Annotated in this window: 15 protein-coding genes and 1 tRNA gene; 11 read left to right on the top strand and 5 right to left on the bottom strand. The window is 56.0% G+C overall.

Features of this window, described 5'->3' with window-relative positions:
- Position 1 precedes the first annotated feature (1 nt).
- Both O1721_RS19740 and O1721_RS19735 read right to left on the bottom strand, forming a co-directional pair.
- A tRNA-Arg gene (locus O1721_RS19740) sits at positions 2-73 on the bottom strand.
- Positions 74-148: 75 nt separating this feature from the next.
- The gene (locus O1721_RS19735; protein ID WP_017383457.1) at positions 149-1,078 is read right to left on the bottom strand and encodes a formate/nitrite transporter family protein; all 930 of its coding nucleotides are present in this window, start codon (positions 1,076-1,078) and stop codon (positions 149-151) included.
- Between the two features lie 314 nt (positions 1,079-1,392).
- Between O1721_RS19735 and mlaA the strand changes: the two genes are divergently transcribed.
- Entirely contained in the window at positions 1,393-2,145 is a 753-nt protein-coding gene (gene mlaA / locus O1721_RS19730; RefSeq protein ID WP_003861365.1) for a phospholipid-binding lipoprotein MlaA, read from the top strand.
- Between the two features lie 42 nt (positions 2,146-2,187).
- On the opposite strand, the gene fadL is transcribed toward mlaA, so the two are convergent.
- On the bottom strand, positions 2,188-3,471 hold the full coding sequence (gene fadL / locus O1721_RS19725; RefSeq protein WP_017383456.1) for a long-chain fatty acid transporter FadL: 1,284 nt from the start codon (positions 3,469-3,471) through the stop codon (positions 2,188-2,190).
- Between the two features lie 372 nt (positions 3,472-3,843).
- Between fadL and O1721_RS19720 the strand changes: the two genes are divergently transcribed.
- The 4 genes from O1721_RS19720 to sixA all read left to right on the top strand — a co-directional run bounded on the left by O1721_RS19720 (position 3,844) and on the right by sixA (position 8,509).
- On the top strand, positions 3,844-4,128 hold the full coding sequence (locus tag O1721_RS19720; protein WP_017383455.1) for a YfcZ/YiiS family protein: 285 nt from the start codon (positions 3,844-3,846) through the stop codon (positions 4,126-4,128).
- Between the two features lie 228 nt (positions 4,129-4,356).
- Positions 4,357-5,667 carry an acetyl-CoA C-acyltransferase FadI gene (gene fadI, locus O1721_RS19715; RefSeq protein WP_032648984.1) on the top strand — a complete coding sequence of 437 codons (1,311 nt, stop codon included), beginning with the start codon at positions 4,357-4,359 and terminating at the stop codon, positions 5,665-5,667.
- A complete protein-coding gene (gene fadJ / locus O1721_RS19710) occupies positions 5,667-7,814 on the top strand; it encodes a fatty acid oxidation complex subunit alpha FadJ (RefSeq protein WP_032648982.1) in 2,148 nt (715 codons plus the stop codon). The genes fadI and fadJ overlap by 1 nt, the downstream gene beginning before the upstream one ends.
- Before the next feature lie 209 nt (positions 7,815-8,023).
- The gene (sixA, locus tag O1721_RS19705) at positions 8,024-8,509 is read left to right on the top strand and encodes a phosphohistidine phosphatase SixA (RefSeq protein ID WP_003861375.1); all 486 of its coding nucleotides are present in this window, start codon (positions 8,024-8,026) and stop codon (positions 8,507-8,509) included.
- Between the two features lie 46 nt (positions 8,510-8,555).
- Here the strand turns inward: sixA and smrB are convergent, their stop codons facing one another.
- Positions 8,556-9,107: an endonuclease SmrB gene (smrB, locus tag O1721_RS19700; RefSeq protein ID WP_032648979.1), complete on the bottom strand. Its 552-nt coding sequence runs from the start codon at positions 9,105-9,107 to the stop codon at positions 8,556-8,558.
- A 145-nt stretch (positions 9,108-9,252) separates the two neighbouring features.
- On the opposite strand from smrB, the gene prmB reads away from it, so the two are divergent.
- Genes prmB through O1721_RS19670 form a run of 6 tightly spaced genes read left to right on the top strand, consistent with a single transcriptional unit; the run spans position 9,253 to position 13,804 of the window.
- On the top strand, positions 9,253-10,185 hold the full coding sequence (gene prmB, locus O1721_RS19695) for a 50S ribosomal protein L3 N(5)-glutamine methyltransferase (RefSeq protein WP_003861381.1): 933 nt from the start codon (positions 9,253-9,255) through the stop codon (positions 10,183-10,185).
- 60 nt (positions 10,186-10,245) lie between these two features.
- Positions 10,246-11,331, top strand: a complete 1,086-nt coding sequence (gene aroC / locus O1721_RS19690; RefSeq protein ID WP_003861383.1) for a chorismate synthase — start codon at positions 10,246-10,248, stop codon at positions 11,329-11,331.
- A 2-nt stretch (positions 11,332-11,333) separates the two neighbouring features.
- Positions 11,334-12,158, top strand: a complete 825-nt coding sequence (mepA, locus tag O1721_RS19685) for a penicillin-insensitive murein endopeptidase (RefSeq protein WP_015572248.1) — start codon at positions 11,334-11,336, stop codon at positions 12,156-12,158.
- Positions 12,158-12,967, top strand: coding sequence for a sulfite exporter TauE/SafE family protein (locus O1721_RS19680; RefSeq protein ID WP_003861386.1), 810 nt, complete (start codon positions 12,158-12,160; stop codon positions 12,965-12,967). Before mepA ends, O1721_RS19680 begins: the two co-directional genes overlap by 1 nt.
- Positions 12,967-13,512 carry an elongation factor P hydroxylase gene (locus tag O1721_RS19675; protein ID WP_003861390.1) on the top strand — a complete coding sequence of 182 codons (546 nt, stop codon included), beginning with the start codon at positions 12,967-12,969 and terminating at the stop codon, positions 13,510-13,512. The genes O1721_RS19680 and O1721_RS19675 overlap by 1 nt, the downstream gene beginning before the upstream one ends.
- Positions 13,513-13,525: 13 nt before the next feature.
- Positions 13,526-13,804: a YfcL family protein gene (locus O1721_RS19670; RefSeq protein ID WP_017383451.1), complete on the top strand. Its 279-nt coding sequence runs from the start codon at positions 13,526-13,528 to the stop codon at positions 13,802-13,804.
- Between the two features lie 58 nt (positions 13,805-13,862).
- Here the strand turns inward: O1721_RS19670 and mnmC are convergent, their stop codons facing one another.
- Positions 13,863-15,860, bottom strand: coding sequence for a bifunctional tRNA (5-methylaminomethyl-2-thiouridine)(34)-methyltransferase MnmC2/FAD-dependent 5-carboxymethylaminomethyl-2-thiouridine(34) oxidoreductase MnmC1 (mnmC, locus tag O1721_RS19665; RefSeq protein WP_032648976.1), 1,998 nt, complete (start codon positions 15,858-15,860; stop codon positions 13,863-13,865).
- Positions 15,861-15,985 lie beyond the last annotated feature (125 nt).

Genomic DNA, 15,985 nt, shown 5'->3' with positions numbered 1-15,985 from the left:
GTGTCCCCTGCAGGAATCGAACCTGCAACTAGCCCTTAGGAGGGGCTCGTTATATCCATTTAACTAAGGGGACGAAGCGGCAAGAGTATAGCGTTATTTACACTTTTCGTTAAGCGCATTGCCGCCTGACTGGTCAAAGAGTCACCGTTCACGCCGATTTTTCGGCAGTTTTATCCTTTTTTTCCTGAGCCTTAAGCTCGGCCTTACGCTTGTTGGACATGTCGTTACGGATTTGCGCATGGCTCAGCAGCGCAAAGATAAAGGTCCCGCCACAAATGTTGCCTGCGAGGGTAGGCAGGGCGAACGGCCAGAAAAAGTCGCTCCAGTGGAGTGTGCCGTTAAATACCAGATAAAGGATTTCAACAGTTCCGACAACAATGTGTGTGGTATCGGCGAGTGCGATAAGCCAGGTCATCAGGATAATTACCACGATTTTCGCGCTACCCGCTGACGGGAACATCCAGACCATAGTGGCGATGATCCACCCGGAAATTATGGCATTAGAGAACATTTCAACCGGCGTGTTTTTCATCACATCCATGCCAATTTTCACAAATGCGTCGCGGGTCGGTTCATCAAATATTGGCATATACTCGAACGCCCAGGCGGCTATGCCCGTACCGATCAGGTTCCCCAGCAGCACGACGCTCCACAGGCGCATCAGTAAACCGAAATTACCGAGGGTCGGATTTTGCATGACGGGCAGTACGGCAGTGACGGTATTCTCCGTAAAAAGCTGCTGTCGCGCCATAATGACGATAATAAAGCCGAACGTGTAGCCTAAATTTTCAAGCAAAAACCCGCCCGGTACGCCTTCCAGCTGAACGTGAAATATCCCTTTGGCGAGCAGAGAGGCACCCATCGACAGACCGGCTGCAATGGCTGACCACAGCAGGGCCATCGCGTCGCGCTCCATCTCTTTTTCCCCGTCCTGGCGAATATGCTCATGAATAGCCATGGCGCGCGACGGCAGGCGATCTTCATCGACTTCTATCTCTTCTCCCCGGTCTTTCTCCTCGCTTTCAATCTCATGTTCCTCTTTGCTTTCACCAATTTTCTCTTCGCTAATGTCTTTCATAACAGCTCCTTCGGGGTAATTGCTCATTTAAGCGTAGCGGCTTTTAGCGCTTTCCCCGTGGGGATGCTCTTAAATTGCTGAAAATGGCAATAAAGGTGAGACATCTCTTTCAAAGCCAATATAAAATTGCCAGCGAAACGAATTCCGAAAGACAGGCTATGCTGAAATTAGCGTGATGACGCGAGCGGGTCGTCATTGTCCTCGTAGACATCGGTAAGCGTGCTGTTACAATCACTTGCACGTTTCAGGCGGAGCATCACCGGCTCCGTCACAGATGGCATTCAACGATAGCCATATTGAACAGGGAGAAATTTATGAAGCTTCGGCTGTCGGCGCTTGCGCTGGGCGTAACAATGCTTGTGGGCTGCGCCAGCTCTGGCGAGCAAACGGGACGCTCCGATCCTCTCGAAGGATTTAACCGTTCAATGTACAGCTTTAACTATAATGTGCTGGATCCATATCTGGTTCGTCCGGTTGCCGTGGCATGGCGTGACTATGTTCCGCAGCCGGCGCGTAACGGGCTGAGCAACTTTACCAGTAACCTGGAAGAGCCAGCGGTTATGGTCAACTACTTCCTTCAGGGCGACCCGTATCAGGGGATGGTGCATTTCACCCGCTTCTTCCTGAACTCCCTGCTGGGTATGGGCGGCTTAATTGATGTCGCAGGCATGGCGAACCCGAAATTACAGCGTGAACAGCCGCACCGTTTCGGCAGCACGCTGGGTCATTATGGCGTAGGTTATGGTCCGTATGTGCACCTGCCATTCTACGGCAGCTTTACCGTGCGTGATGATGGCGGCGACATGGTGGATACGCTGTATCCTGTACTGTCATGGCTCACCTGGCCGCTGTCGATTGGTAAATGGACCGTGGAAGGAATTGAAACGCGTGCGCAACTGCTGGATTCTGATGGTCTGCTGCGTCAGTCTTCCGATCCGTACATCATGGTGCGCGAGGCCTACTTCCAGAACCATGACTTTATTGCCAACGGCGGTAAGCTGAAGCCGGAAGATAATCCGAACGCGAAAGCCATCGAGAACGAATTAAAAGATATCGATTCGGAATAAAAAAAAGGTGAGCAATGCTCACCTTTTTTAATCGTGTTGGGATTAGAACGCGTAGTTGAAGTTGGTACCAAACAGCCAGGCTTTACCTTCAGAGGAAAACTCGTACGGGCCTTCCTGGAAGGTCACCTTCTGGCCATGCATGTACGACACGCCCGCGTCGATAGAGGCATTCTCGTTGAACGCGTAGGTTGCCCCCGCACTCACCCAGAAACGGTCCTGATCCGGAATGGAGATAGAACGTTTATCGGCCGGTACCGGGCTGTCATCAAATGCCACGCCGGTACGGAACGTCCAGTTGTCATCCATATAATAGGTCGTACCAAGCGCGATACGGTATGCATCGTGGAAGCTTTCGTCTTTATAGAACAGCGTCTGGCCGTTGCTGCCGGTGGCTTTAAGCTCCTCGAACTGGCTCCAGCTGGTATACGCGAGGCTGTAGTGAATTGCCCACTGCGGCGCAACGCGGTTATAACCTGACACTTCCCACATTTCTGGCAGATGCAGCGACAGTGAGCCCGGTACGGTTTGATTCGAGGTACCCCATGGAATGGTGGTGCCCGCGCCTGGGACCATACCGTTGACTGGGCTCAGGATGCCGCTTTTGTAATCGCCATCGAAATCAATTTTCACTTCTGAGCGATAGGTCAGACCCCAGCGGTTGTTTTTATCCAGTTCATACAGGATACCGGCGTTCCAGCCGTAACCCCATTCATCACCTTTCAGGCTGGCAATTTTATTGCTGTTTTTCGGCAGTGCAGCAGTTTGCTCCCCGGAGTAACGCTCGATTTTTGCATCGGCGTAGACAGCATCAAAGCCCAGACCAAAGCTCCAGTTATCGTTCAGACGATATGCGCCGCTCAGGTTGAGGTTCAGGGTCGTCAGGTCGGTTTTACCGCCGTATTCACCGGCCGGATAGTTGTTATTGAACTCCGTTGCCAGGCCATAGTTAGAGGTGACAGAGGCACCCCAACCAAACTGTTCATTGATTGGCGCAACAAAGTGCAGGTTAGGCACCCACGCGGTCGGCGCAATGTTATCCGCCTTCAGATCTGCGCCGGTGAACTGAGATTTGCCAGAAATATTGACATCAGGATCGATGTAAACCGCACCGGCAGAGAAGGTAGGGCGATCAAACATCATGATCAGTGCCGGGTTACGACTCGCGTTGCCTGCGTCATCGGCAATCGCACCTTCCCCGGAATACGCACGGCCAAGGCCAGAGGAAGAAAATTCGTTTAACTGGAAGCCCGCTGACCAGGCGGACGTTGAGACGATTGCCACTGCAACTGCTAAAGCAGTTTGTTTGAACAGGGTTTTCTGGCTCATGACCATAACCTCATTGAGTTATTTTTATTCAATAATTGTTACATACCGTAACAGGAGCGCGAAGTGTAGGGTCTGAGGTATGACTTACAAATCAGACCAGTGGCGAGAGTATAGGTCTGACCAGCTGGGATGTTGCAAGTTTGTTTATTAATATTTTCAGATATGTTTCTTGAAACGAGATCTGGTTGGCAAAATTGTGACCAGTGCGATTCCTCTGAAAAGGGGAATTTTGTTTTAGATCATTTTTTAGTGTGATATTGCTCACTTATCCGATTTTGCGCCATTAACGGCTGGAGGGGGCTCGTCCGGGGGCGTAAAATAGACGCATCGTGTTTATCTCGCGCCCTGCGCGAATACAGAGGAAATTGAGCTATGAGTAAATGCAGTGCTGATGAAACCCCGGTTTGCTGCTGTATGGATGTTGGCACCATTATGGACAACACCGATTGCACCGCCTCTTACAGCCGCGTATTCCCTAACCGCGCTGAAGCGGAAGAGACGCTGGCCGCGCTGAGCCAGCGCGCGCGTGAAGTCGAATCCGATCCGTGTGAAATCAAATCCACCTTCACGGAAGTGGAAGGCGGCGTGCGGCTGGATATCGACTTTGTGTTCGCCTGCGAAGCAGAAACGCTGATCTTCCAGCTGGGCCTGCGTTAATACTTTTTGCACGGGCCTACGATCGTGTAGGCCGGTTAAGGCAACGCCGCAACCCGGCAACAAATCTCACAAATGCCTCTGCCATGCAGGGGCATTTTCTTTTTCTTCTCTGTGCCTTAGCTCGCAATTTTTCGCTTCCCCGATTGGCTCAATGTAAAAAAATAGTTAAGACTATTATCAGGTCAGACCACTTAATGTGTGCGCAAAATTTTTTTACAGGGGAGTGTTATGAGTCAGGCATTACCGCTTATCACCCGACACGGTGACCGCATTGCCATTGTCAGCGGGTTACGTACGCCGTTTGCGCGTCAGGCAACCGCGTTTCACGGTATACCGGCTGTCGATCTGGGAAAAATGGTGGTGGGGGAGATGCTGGCTCGCAGCGAGATCCCGCCAGAGGTTATTGAGCAACTGGTTTTCGGCCAGGTGGTGCAAATGCCGGAAGCGCCCAATATCGCACGTGAAATCGTGCTGGGCACCGGCATGAATGTTCACACCGACGCATACAGCGTCAGCCGCGCCTGCGCCACCAGTTTCCAGGCGGTGGCGAACGTGGCGGAAAGCCTGATGGCGGGGACCATTCGCGCGGGGATCGCCGGCGGCGCGGATTCCTCATCCGTGCTGCCCATCGGTGTTAGCAAACAGCTGGCCCGCATCCTCGTGGATGCCAACAAAGCCCGGACCACCGGTGCGAAGCTCAAACTCTTCTCGCGTTTACGTCTGCGCGACCTCATGCCCGTGCCACCTGCCGTTGCTGAATACTCCACCGGCCTGCGTATGGGCGACACTGCCGAGCAGATGGCAAAAACCTACGGTATTACCCGCGAACAGCAGGATGCACTGGCGCATCGCTCGCATCAGCTCGCTGCGAAGGCCTGGTCGGAAGGCAAACTTGCCGACGAGGTGATGACGGCTTACATCCCGCCTTTCCGCGAACCGCTGGTGGAAGATAACAATATCCGTGGCACCTCGACGCTGGAGGATTACGCAAAACTGCGCCCGGCGTTTGATCGTAAACATGGCACCGTTACGGCGGCCAACAGTACGCCACTGACGGACGGTGCCGCCGCCGTGATCCTGATGACGGAATCCCGGGCGAAAGAGCTTGGCATCACACCGCTGGGCTATTTGCGTAGCTACGCCTTTACCGCCATTGATGTCTGGCAGGACATGCTGCTCGGACCGGCATGGTCCACGCCGCTGGCGCTGGATCGCGCAGGGCTGACGCTCTCCGATCTCACGCTGATTGATATGCACGAAGCCTTTGCCGCACAAACCCTGGCAAACATTCAGCTGCTGGCAAGCGAGCGCTTCGCGCGCGATGTACTGGGCCGCGCCCACGCGACCGGCGAAGTGGATCAGAGTAAGTTTAACGTGCTTGGCGGATCCATCGCCTACGGCCATCCATTTGCGGCGACCGGCGCGAGAATGATAACTCAGACTTTGCATGAGCTGCGTCGCCGCGGCGGCGGTTTTGGTCTCGTTACCGCCTGTGCGGCGGGCGGCCTGGGTGCAGCAATGGTTCTGGAGGCTGAATAATGGAAACGACATCTGCATTTAATCTGGCTGTTCGCCTTGATAACGTGGCTGTTATCACCATTGATGTACCCGACGAAAAGATGAACACCCTGAAGGCCGAGTTCGGCGTTCAGGTGCGTGCGATGCTCAGACAGATCCGCGAAAACAAAGCGATACGTGGCCTGGTATTTATCTCGGCAAAGCCGGATAACTTTATTGCCGGGGCCGATATCAACATGATTGCCCGGGCGAAAAGCGCTCAGGAAGCAGAAGACCTGGCGCGTCAGGGGCAGCAGGTAATGGCGGAGATCCATGCGCTGTCGATACCCGTTGTCGCTGCGATCCACGGGGCCTGCCTGGGCGGTGGGCTTGAGCTGGCGCTGGCCTGTCACAGCCGCATTTGTACCGACGATGCGAAAACGGTACTCGGACTGCCGGAGGTTCAGCTTGGATTGCTGCCCGGTTCAGGGGGCACGCAGCGCCTGCCGCGTCTGGTGGGCGTCAGTACAGCGCTGGAGATGATTTTAACCGGTAAACAGCTGCGCGCCCGTCAGGCGTTAAAGGCGGGTCTGGTTGATGAGGTCGTTCCGCACGCCATCTTGCTTGAAGCCGCTGTTGAGCGGGCGCTGAAAGGTCGTCAGGCGAAACGCCCTCTGCCGGTGCGCGAGCGTATCCTCGCCGGGCCGCTGGGGCGCACGCTGCTGTTCAATATGGTGGGTAAAAAAACCGAGCAAAAAACCAAAGGGAACTATCCGGCAGCGACGCGCATTCTGAAGGTGATTGAAACCGGTTTATCGCAGGGCAGCAGCAGCGGTTATGCTGCGGAAGCGAAAGCCTTTGGCGAGCTGGCGATGACGCCGCAGTCGCAGGCGCTGCGCGGCATTTTCTTTGCCAGCACGGAGGTTAAAAAAGATCCGGGCAGTGAAGCTGAACCGGCTCCGCTGCGCGCCGTTGGCGTTCTGGGTGGTGGGCTGATGGGCGGCGGCATCGCATTTGTCACCGCCAGCAAAGGCAAATTGCCCGTACGTATCAAAGATATCAACCCTAAGGGTATCAACCACGCGTTGCAGTACAGCTGGCAGAACCTTGATCGCAAAGTGAAGCGCCGCCATATCAAGGCCAGTGAGCGTGATAAAACCCTCTCGATGATCACTGGCGCCACCGACTACAGTGGGTTTGCACACCGCGATCTGGTGATTGAAGCCGTGTTCGAAGATCTCGCCCTTAAGCAGCAGATGGTGGCGGACGTTGAACAGCATTGCGCGCCGCACACTATTTTCGCGTCAAACACCTCGTCTTTGCCGATCGGCGACATCGCGGCGAAAGCCGTGCGCCCGGAGCAGGTGATAGGGCTGCACTATTTCAGCCCTGTAGAAAAAATGCCGCTGGTGGAGGTTATCCCGCATGCCACAACCAGCCCGCAAACTATTGCCACCGTGGTGAAACTGGCGAAAAAACAGGGCAAAACCCCGATTGTGGTCGCGGACAAAGCCGGCTTTTACGTCAACCGCATTCTGGCGCCGTACATTAACGAAGCGATGCGGTTGCTGACGGAAGGGGAGAAAATTGAGCACGTCGATGACGCTCTGGTGAAGTTTGGTTTCCCCGTCGGCCCAATCCAACTTTTGGATGAGGTAGGAATTGATACGGGGACTAAAATTATCCCTGTGCTGGAAGCGGCTTATGGCGATCGTTTTGCGCCGCCTGCAAACTTTGTTTCCGCAATTTTGAAGGACGATCGCAAAGGCAGAAAAAATGAACGCGGTTTCTATCTTTACGCCGCGAAAGGGCGTAAAAGCAAGAAACAGGTCGACCCTTCGGTTTATGCGCTTATTCCTGTCACGGGTCAGGGAAAACTGTCGGCGGTTCAGTGTGCTGAGCGCTGCGTGATGATGATGCTCAATGAAGCGGCGCGCTGCTTTGGTGAGCAGGTGATCAAAAGCGCGCGCGACGGCGATATCGGCGCCGTGTTTGGTATCGGTTTTCCGCCATTTCTTGGCGGTCCGTTCCGGTATATGGATACCCTCGGGGCGGGTGAAGTGGTTGCGATCCTGGAACGTCTGGCCTCGCAATATGGTCCACGGTTTACACCTTGTGACGAATTATTGCAGATGGCGGAACGGGGTCAGACATTCTGGCCCGCAAGGGAAACTGATTGCGTAAACTGAAGTCAAAGAAGGGTAAATCCTGAGGTGATGGAACCTGTTCTGGCGAAATTGTAAACAGAGATTGACTATACTTACGCCATTGAGGTAAAAAACAGCGTTTCATTCACCGAATGGATCAGGCACAATGCCCGGCCATCGGGTTTTCTACCTCAGAGCATTAATCGCGGGTAGTTAACGCCGGTGATTCTGGTTAACAAAAGCGGTGCAATATGCAAGTTTTTATCATGCGTCACGGCGACGCGGCACTCGATGCCGCCAGTGACTCAGTACGTCCTTTAACCGTCTGTGGCTGCGACGAATCCCGTCAGATGGCGACATGGCTTAAAGGTCAAAAAGTGGACATTGAACGCGTTCTGGTGAGTCCGTTCCTGCGGGCAGAACAGACGCTGGATGTGGTAGGGGAGTGTATGAACCTGCCATCCAGTGTGGATGTTCTCCCTGAACTCACGCCGTGTGGCGATGTTGGCCTTGTCAGTGCTTACCTTCAGGCGCTGTGCAATGAAGGTGTCGCTTCCGCACTGGTCATTTCCCACCTGCCGCTGGTCGGCTATCTGGTATCTGAGCTGTGCCCGGGCGAAACGCCACCGATGTTCACAACGTCCGCCATTGCCAACGTCACCCTCGACGAAACCGGCAAAGGGGTCTTTAACTGGCAAATGAGTCCGTGCAACCTGAAGATGGCAAAAGCCATCTGACGTGACGTGCGATATGGCGGGGTGCAGCGTGCCTCCCGCCATCCTGTCAGGGCAATTCTGGCGGCTGCCACTCCTCCACCTCAATCAATACCAGCAATGCGGCATCTCCGCCGTACTCTTTTGGCGCCTGATGAAAAGCCATCACGTGTGGATGCTGAGCCAGCCACAGCGGTGTCTGTTGCTTAAGAATATGTTTGCCGTGGCCGTGCATCACGCAGGCGCAAAAAACATGCTCGCGACGACATGCCGCGATCAACGCCCCCAGCTCCTGTTTCGCCTGCATCTGGGTCAACCCATGCAGATCGAGGAACAGCTCCGGCGAGTAATCTCCCCGGCGTAATTTTTTCAGTTCAAAATGGCTGACGTCTTCGCGCACGTATTTCACCGCACCCTGCGTATTTAGCAGCGGCTGAAACTCATCTGAAAAATAGTGGCTGTTATCGGCCTGCTCCTGGAGCAACCGTTTGACCGGTACCTCGCTGACTTTTTTACGCTGCGGGCGATGGACAATGGTGTCGTGCGTGATTAGACGCGTCCCGGTCATCAGCTGGCGGAATAGAGCCTGATCCTCCTCGCTGAGCGATGTTTTCTTTTTCATTCGTCATTCTCATCTCGTATTTCCGATAGTGTACCCGACTAAACGCATTTTTTAACCTCAAGCGGTACGCGTCATTGCTGATTTATCGCCGTCTTCATGGCAAACTAGCCGCCGAAAATTATGCGAGCATGCCCTGGAGGAAAGAGTGGATAAAATTTTTGTCGATGAAGCAGTAAACGAGCTGCATACCATACAGGACATGTTGCGCTGGTCGGTTAGCCGCTTCAGCGCCGCCAATATCTGGTACGGACACGGTACCGACAATCCGTGGGATGAGGCCGTGCAGCTGGTGCTGCCGTCTCTCTACCTGCCGCTGGATATTCCGGAAGACATGCGCACCGCGCGCCTGACCTCCAGTGAAAAACACCGCATCGTTGAGCGCGTGATCCGTCGCGTAAACGAGCGCATTCCGGTGGCTTACCTGACCAACAAAGCCTGGTTCTGCGGCCACGAATTCTACGTTGATGAGCGCGTGCTGGTGCCGCGTTCGCCGATTGGCGAGCTGATCAACAACCATTTTGACGGCCTGATTAACCATCAGCCGCAGCACATTCTTGATATGTGCACCGGCAGCGGCTGCATCGCCATTGCCTGCGCGTACGCCTTCCCGGAAGCGGAAGTGGACGCCGTCGATATCTCCACCGACGCGCTGGCCGTCACCGAACACAACATTGAAGAGCACGGGCTGATTCATCACGTCACGCCTATCCGCTCTGACCTGTTCCGCGACCTGCCGACGCTGCAATACGACCTGATCGTCACCAATCCGCCGTACGTGGATGCAGAAGATATGTCCGACCTGCCGAACGAGTACCGTCACGAGCCGGAGCTGGGCCTGGCGTCAGGCTCTGACGGGCTGAAGCTGACCCGCCGCATCCTGGCCTGCGCGCCGGATTATCTGACCGACGACGGCGTTCTGATTTGTGAAGTAGGCAACAGCATGGTACATCTGATAGAGCAGTACCCGGATGTGCCGTTCACCTGGCTTGAGTTCGACAACGGCGGTGACGGCGTCTTTATGCTGACCAAGGCGCAACTGCTTGATGCACGCGAATACTTCAGCATTTACAAAGATTAATCCAGCGGGCTTCGGCCCGTTTCACAACGCTCAAACACAAACAACAACATCGGAGCCGTGATGGCAGGAAACAGTATTGGACAGGTATTCCGTGTGACCACCTTTGGCGAGTCGCACGGTCTGGCACTGGGTTGTATCGTTGATGGCGTCCCGCCAGGCATCGAACTGACCGAAGCCGATTTACAGCATGACCTTGACCGTCGTCGTCCGGGTACCTCTCGCTACACCACGCAGCGTCGCGAGCCGGACCAGGTCAAAATTCTCTCCGGCGTATTTGAAGGCCGTACCACAGGAACCAGCATTGGTCTGCTGATTGAAAACACCGATCAGCGTTCTCAGGACTACGGCGCGATTAAGGACGTTTTCCGTCCTGGTCACGCCGACTATACCTACGAACAAAAATATGGCTTTCGCGACTATCGCGGCGGCGGGCGTTCATCCGCGCGTGAAACCGCGATGCGCGTGGCGGCAGGGGCAATTGCCAAAAAATATCTCCAGCAGAAATTCGGCATCGTTATCCGCGGCTGTCTGACCCAGATGGGCGACATTCCGCTGGCAATCAAAGACTGGGATCAGGTAGAGCTCAACCCGTTCTTCTGCGCCGATGCCGACAAGCTGGACGCGCTGGACGAGCTGATGCGTGGCCTGAAAAAAGAGGGCGACTCCATTGGTGCGAAAGTCACCGTGGTGGCCGACGGCGTGCCGGCTGGCTGGGGCGAGCCGGTATTTGACCGCCTTGACGCCGACATCGCCCACGCGCTGATGAGCATCAACGCGGTGAAAGGCGTTGAAATCGGCGACGGTTTTGACGTGGTCAAGCTTCGCGGCAGCCAGAACCGCGACGAAATCACGAAGGCGGGTTTCCAGAGTAACCATGCGGGCGGCATTCTGGGCGGCATCAGCAGCGGGCAGCAAATTATTGCCAATATTGCGCTGAAACCAACGTCCAGCATTACCGTCCCGGGCCACACGATTAACCGCGCTGGCGATGAAGTTGAGATGATCACCAAAGGGCGTCACGATCCGTGCGTGGGGATCCGCGCGGTGCCGATCGCAGAAGCGATGCTGGCAATCGTGCTGATGGATCACTTCCTGCGCCAGCGCGCGCAGAATGCGGATGTGACGACCACCATTCCACGCTGGTAACTATGAAAAAAACCGCAATCGCTCTGCTGGCGCTGCTGGCCAGTGGAGCAAGCCTGGCCGCTACGCCGTGGCAGAAAATCACCCACCCGGTAGCGGGGAGTGCGCAGTCCATTGGCGCTTTCTCCAACGGGTGTATCGTCGGTGCGCAGGCGCTGCCGTTGCAGTCGGATACTTATCAGGTGATGCGTACCGATCAGCGCCGTTATTTCGGCCATCCTGACCTGCTGCTGTTTATTCAGCGTCTTGGCAACCAGGTGCATAACCTGGGGCTGGGGACGGTGCTGATTGGCGATATGGGGATGCCTGCCGGTGGTCGCTTCAACGGCGGTCACGCCAGCCACCAGACCGGACTGGATGTGGATATCTTCCTGCAATTGCCGAAAACGCGCTGGAGCTCAGCGCAGCTGCTGAAACCGCAGGCGCTGGATCTGGTCTCGGCCGACGGTAAACGGGTCGTCGCCTCGCGCTGGTCGCCGGAAATTTCCAGCATGATTAAGCTGGCGGCAGAGGATAACGACGTCACGCGGATCTTTGTTAATCCGGCCATCAAGCAGCAGCTTTGCCTGGATGCGGGAACGGATCGCGACTGGTTGCGTAAAGTGCGCCCGTGGTTCCAGCACCGGGCGCATATGCATGTTCGCCTGCGCTGTCCGGCGAACAGCCTGGAATGTGAAGATCAGCCGCTGCCACCGCCTGGCGATGGTTGTGGTTACGAACTGCAAAGCTGGTTTGAACCAGCCAAGCCTGGAACCTCTAAGCCTGAGAAGAAGACACCGCCTCCGTTGCCGCCTTCCTGCCAGGCGCTACTGGATGAGCATGTACTTTAATGGATAATTTCGTCGATCTGTTCATGGTGTCACCGCTGCTGCTGGCGGTGCTCTTTTTTGTTGCGATGTTAGCCGGATTTATCGATGCCCTGGCGGGCGGCGGCGGGTTGCTCACCGTTCCGGCGCTGCTGGCGGCAGGCATGAGCCCTGCCCAGGCGCTTGCCACCAACAAACTCCAGGCATGCGGCGGTTCGCTCTCCTCGTCGCTCTATTTCATTCGCCGCAAAGTGGTGAATCTCGCCGATCAGAAGCTCAATATCCTGATGACGTTTATTGGCTCAACAGCGGGCGCACTGCTGGTCCAGCACGTACAGTCCGACATTCTGCGCCAGATCCTGCCGCTGCTGGTTATCTGTATTGGCCTCTATTTCTTACTCATGCCAAAGCTCGGGGAAGAAGATCGACAGCGTCGTCTTCACGGCCTGCCGTTTGCGCTGATTGCCGGTGGCTGCGTCGGTTTTTACGATGGCTTCTTTGGCCCGGGGGCAGGTTCGTTTTATGCGCTGGCATTCGTGACGCTGGCCGGATTCAACCTCGCCAAATCCACCGCCCACGCCAAAGTCCTCAACGCGACCTCCAACGTTGGCGGTCTGCTGCTGTTTATCATTGGCGGCAAGGTTATCTGGGCAACCGGGTTTGTGATGATGGCAGGGCAGTTTTTGGGCGCGCGCGCAGGCTCGCGTCTGGTATTAAGCAAAGGGCAAAAGCTGATCCGCCCGATGATTGTTGTCGTCTCGGCGGTGATGAGCGCCAAACTTCTTTATGACAGCCATGGACAGGAGATCCTCACCTGGTTGGGGATGAACTAATGAACAGTACGCATAACTACGAACAGCTGATTGAGATCTTCGATAGCTGTTTCGCTGATGATTTTAATACCCGTCTGATTAAAGGCGACGACGAACCGATCTATCTTCCAGCTGATGACGAGGTTCCGTATAACCGCATCATCTTTGCCCACGGCTTTTACGCCAGCGGTTTGCACGAAATTTCGCACTGGTGTATCGCCGGGAAAGCGCGTCGCGAGCTGGTGGACTTTGGTTACTGGTACTGCCCGGACGGGCGCGACGCCGCCACCCAGGGGCAGTTCGAAGATGTGGAGGTGAAACCTCAGGCGCTCGAATGGCTGTTCTGCGTAGCGGCGGGTTTCCCGTTCAACGTAAGCTGTGACAATCTCGAAGGCGACTTCGAGCCAGACCGTATCGTCTTCCAGCGCCGCGTTCATGCGCAGGTGATGGAATATCTTGAGAAAGGCATCCCGGCACGTCCGGCACGCTTGATCGAGGCTTTACAGAATTATTACCACACGCCGGAGATCACGGCGGAATGCTTCCCTTGGCCGGAAGATCTTTAACAGAGGAAAGAAGATGATCGCAGAATTTGAATCACGCATTCTGGCGTTAATTGATGACATGGTGGAACACGCCAGTGATGATGAGCTGTTCGCCAGCGGTTATCTGCGTGGTCACCTGACGCTGGCGGTAGCCGCGCTGGAAGCCGGGGACGATCACTCTGCCGACGCCGTTCACGCGGAAGTCACTCGCAGCCTGGAAAAAGCCATTCTGGCCGGGGAACTCTCTCCGCGCGACCAGTCTTTAGTGCTGGGCATGTGGGACAATTTGTTCCAGCAGGCGAAAGCGAAGTAAGTGTATCACCGCCCTCTCCCACAGGGAGAGGGCCGGGGTGAGGGCACCAGACCGCACCCTACTTGACCATTTTCCCCTTCAGCAATTTCCGCACCCACAGTCGGTTTGGATTCAGCCCCGCGAGCGTAACCCTGTCCAGCGGAACCGGCTCGTCGCTCATTTGCGCGGCTAACGCTTCAGCCAGCAGCGGCGCGGAGCATAATCCCCGCGAGCCTAAGCCACCCAGCATAAACAGCTCGGGGTGAACGGGAGCACTTACCGCCGTTTCTTTGTTGTCAGCAAGATCCTGATAGACTTCAAGCGTGGCGTCATAGTCCGGCACGTTTCCCGCCATCGGCAGGTGATCGCGGGTCGCGCAGCGTACGCCGCAGCGCGCCTGACCCTCACCGACATTCACCTCTTTTGCCCACGACGCATCCGGGAAACAGTCGAGCAGGCGCTGGCGGTTTTGCTGCTGATCCGCTTCGCTGTACTGCATATCTGTTTCACCGCGATGGTAGCTGGCACCGATGCAGTGATGGCCGTTGGACGGGTTTTGCGGCGTCAGGTAGCCGTCGTAACACAGCACCTGACGCAGTTTGCTCAGTTGGGGGGCGGCAGGAATATGGCTTACCTGGCCGCCGACCGGATAAACCGGCAATGACGCTGTCTGGGTAAACTGGCTGATATGATGCCCGTTGGCCAGCACAACGCTGGCATGCTGCGCCTCTTTGCCGTTAGCGAAACGCAAATTCCAGTGCGCAGTGCGGCTTAGCGATTGAACCTTATGGGCATAATGCACTGTCAACCCACGCGACTGCCCGAGGGCTATCGCCGCAGAAGTCAGTTCAGCCGGACACAGCCAGCCGCCGAGTGGATACTGAATACCCCCGCAGCCGGTGTCGACGCCAGCGGTCTCTGCAACCTGCTGCGCCGTGACGGCATGGGCGATGGCCTCCGGCAGACCCAGCGACAGCATTTGTGTGATTTTCTGCTGGCTCTTCTCGTCCCAGCCGAGCTGCGTCACGCCGCACCAGTTGTGGTCGAACGCAACCGGCAGGCTATCGTAAAGGCGGCGAGCAAACGTAAACGCCGCCGGGAAGAACTGGAACAGTGCCGGATCGTGTGAACTTAATAAGGGATAAAGCGCGCCCTGACGGTTGCCTGATGCGCCCGTCGCCGGCGCCTCGTCAGCGCAGTAGAGCGTCACCTGCCAGCCACGGTGCAGCAGCGCCAGCGAGAGCAGGGCGCTGGCGATACCCCCGCCCACAATGGCGACCTCACGCGAGGTGCTGGCGCGACGGGCAAACCAGGGGGCCTGCGCCGGGATCGCCAGATCCTGTTCCATCACCCCGACCAGCATGTCGCGTTTGCGGCCAAAGCCTTTGGTTTTCCGCATGGTAAACCCCGCCTCCTGCAACCCACGGCGAACAAATCCCGCCGAGGTGAAGGTAGCAAGCGTCGCGCCCGGGCGCGCCAGACGTGCCATGGCGCTGAACAGGTGCGGGCTCCACATGTCCGGGTTTTTGGCGGGCGCAAAACCATCCAGGAACCAGGCGTCCACCTTCTGATTCATTGAGTCATCGAGCTTATCGGTCAGGTCGTTAATGTCGCCCAGCCACAGGTCGAGGGTGACGCGTCCGTCGTCCAGAATCAGACGATGACAGCCACCGATAGCCGGAGGCCACTGGGCCTGAAGCTGTTCCGCCCAGTGGGTAAGCTCCGGCCAGCGCTGATGGGCAAGCCGCAGATCGTGCGCGGTAAGCGGAAATTTTTCGAAACTGATGAAATGTAATCTTTGTAAGGTAGCCTCGGGGTGTGCAGTGCGAAACTGGTCGAACGCCTGCCAGAGGGTCAGAAAATTCAGCCCGGTGCCGAAACCGCTCTCCGCTACGACAAACAGGCTGCGCGGATGCTCAGGGAAGCGGGTGCTGAGATGATTTCCTTCGAGGAAAACATAGCGCGTCTCTTCCAGTCCGTTATCATTAGAAAAGTAGACGTCATCAAAATCTCGGGAAACAGGTGTACCCTCAGCGTTGAATTCGAGGTTGGCAGGTTGTATGGCGTTTTGTTTCACGTAAGTTACTCGTCCGACAGGCAGTGGCACGATCTTAGCGATGTGAGCCCATCGGTGCAAATTTCCACAGAAAATGGCTGATCGGACTTGTTCGGCGTACAAGTGTACGCTATTGTGCGACTCGA

The sequence above is a fragment of the Enterobacter cloacae complex sp. HYC033_NIDB genome, from assembly GCF_056673335.1.
This window is presented reverse-complemented; position numbering and strand designations above follow the sequence as displayed.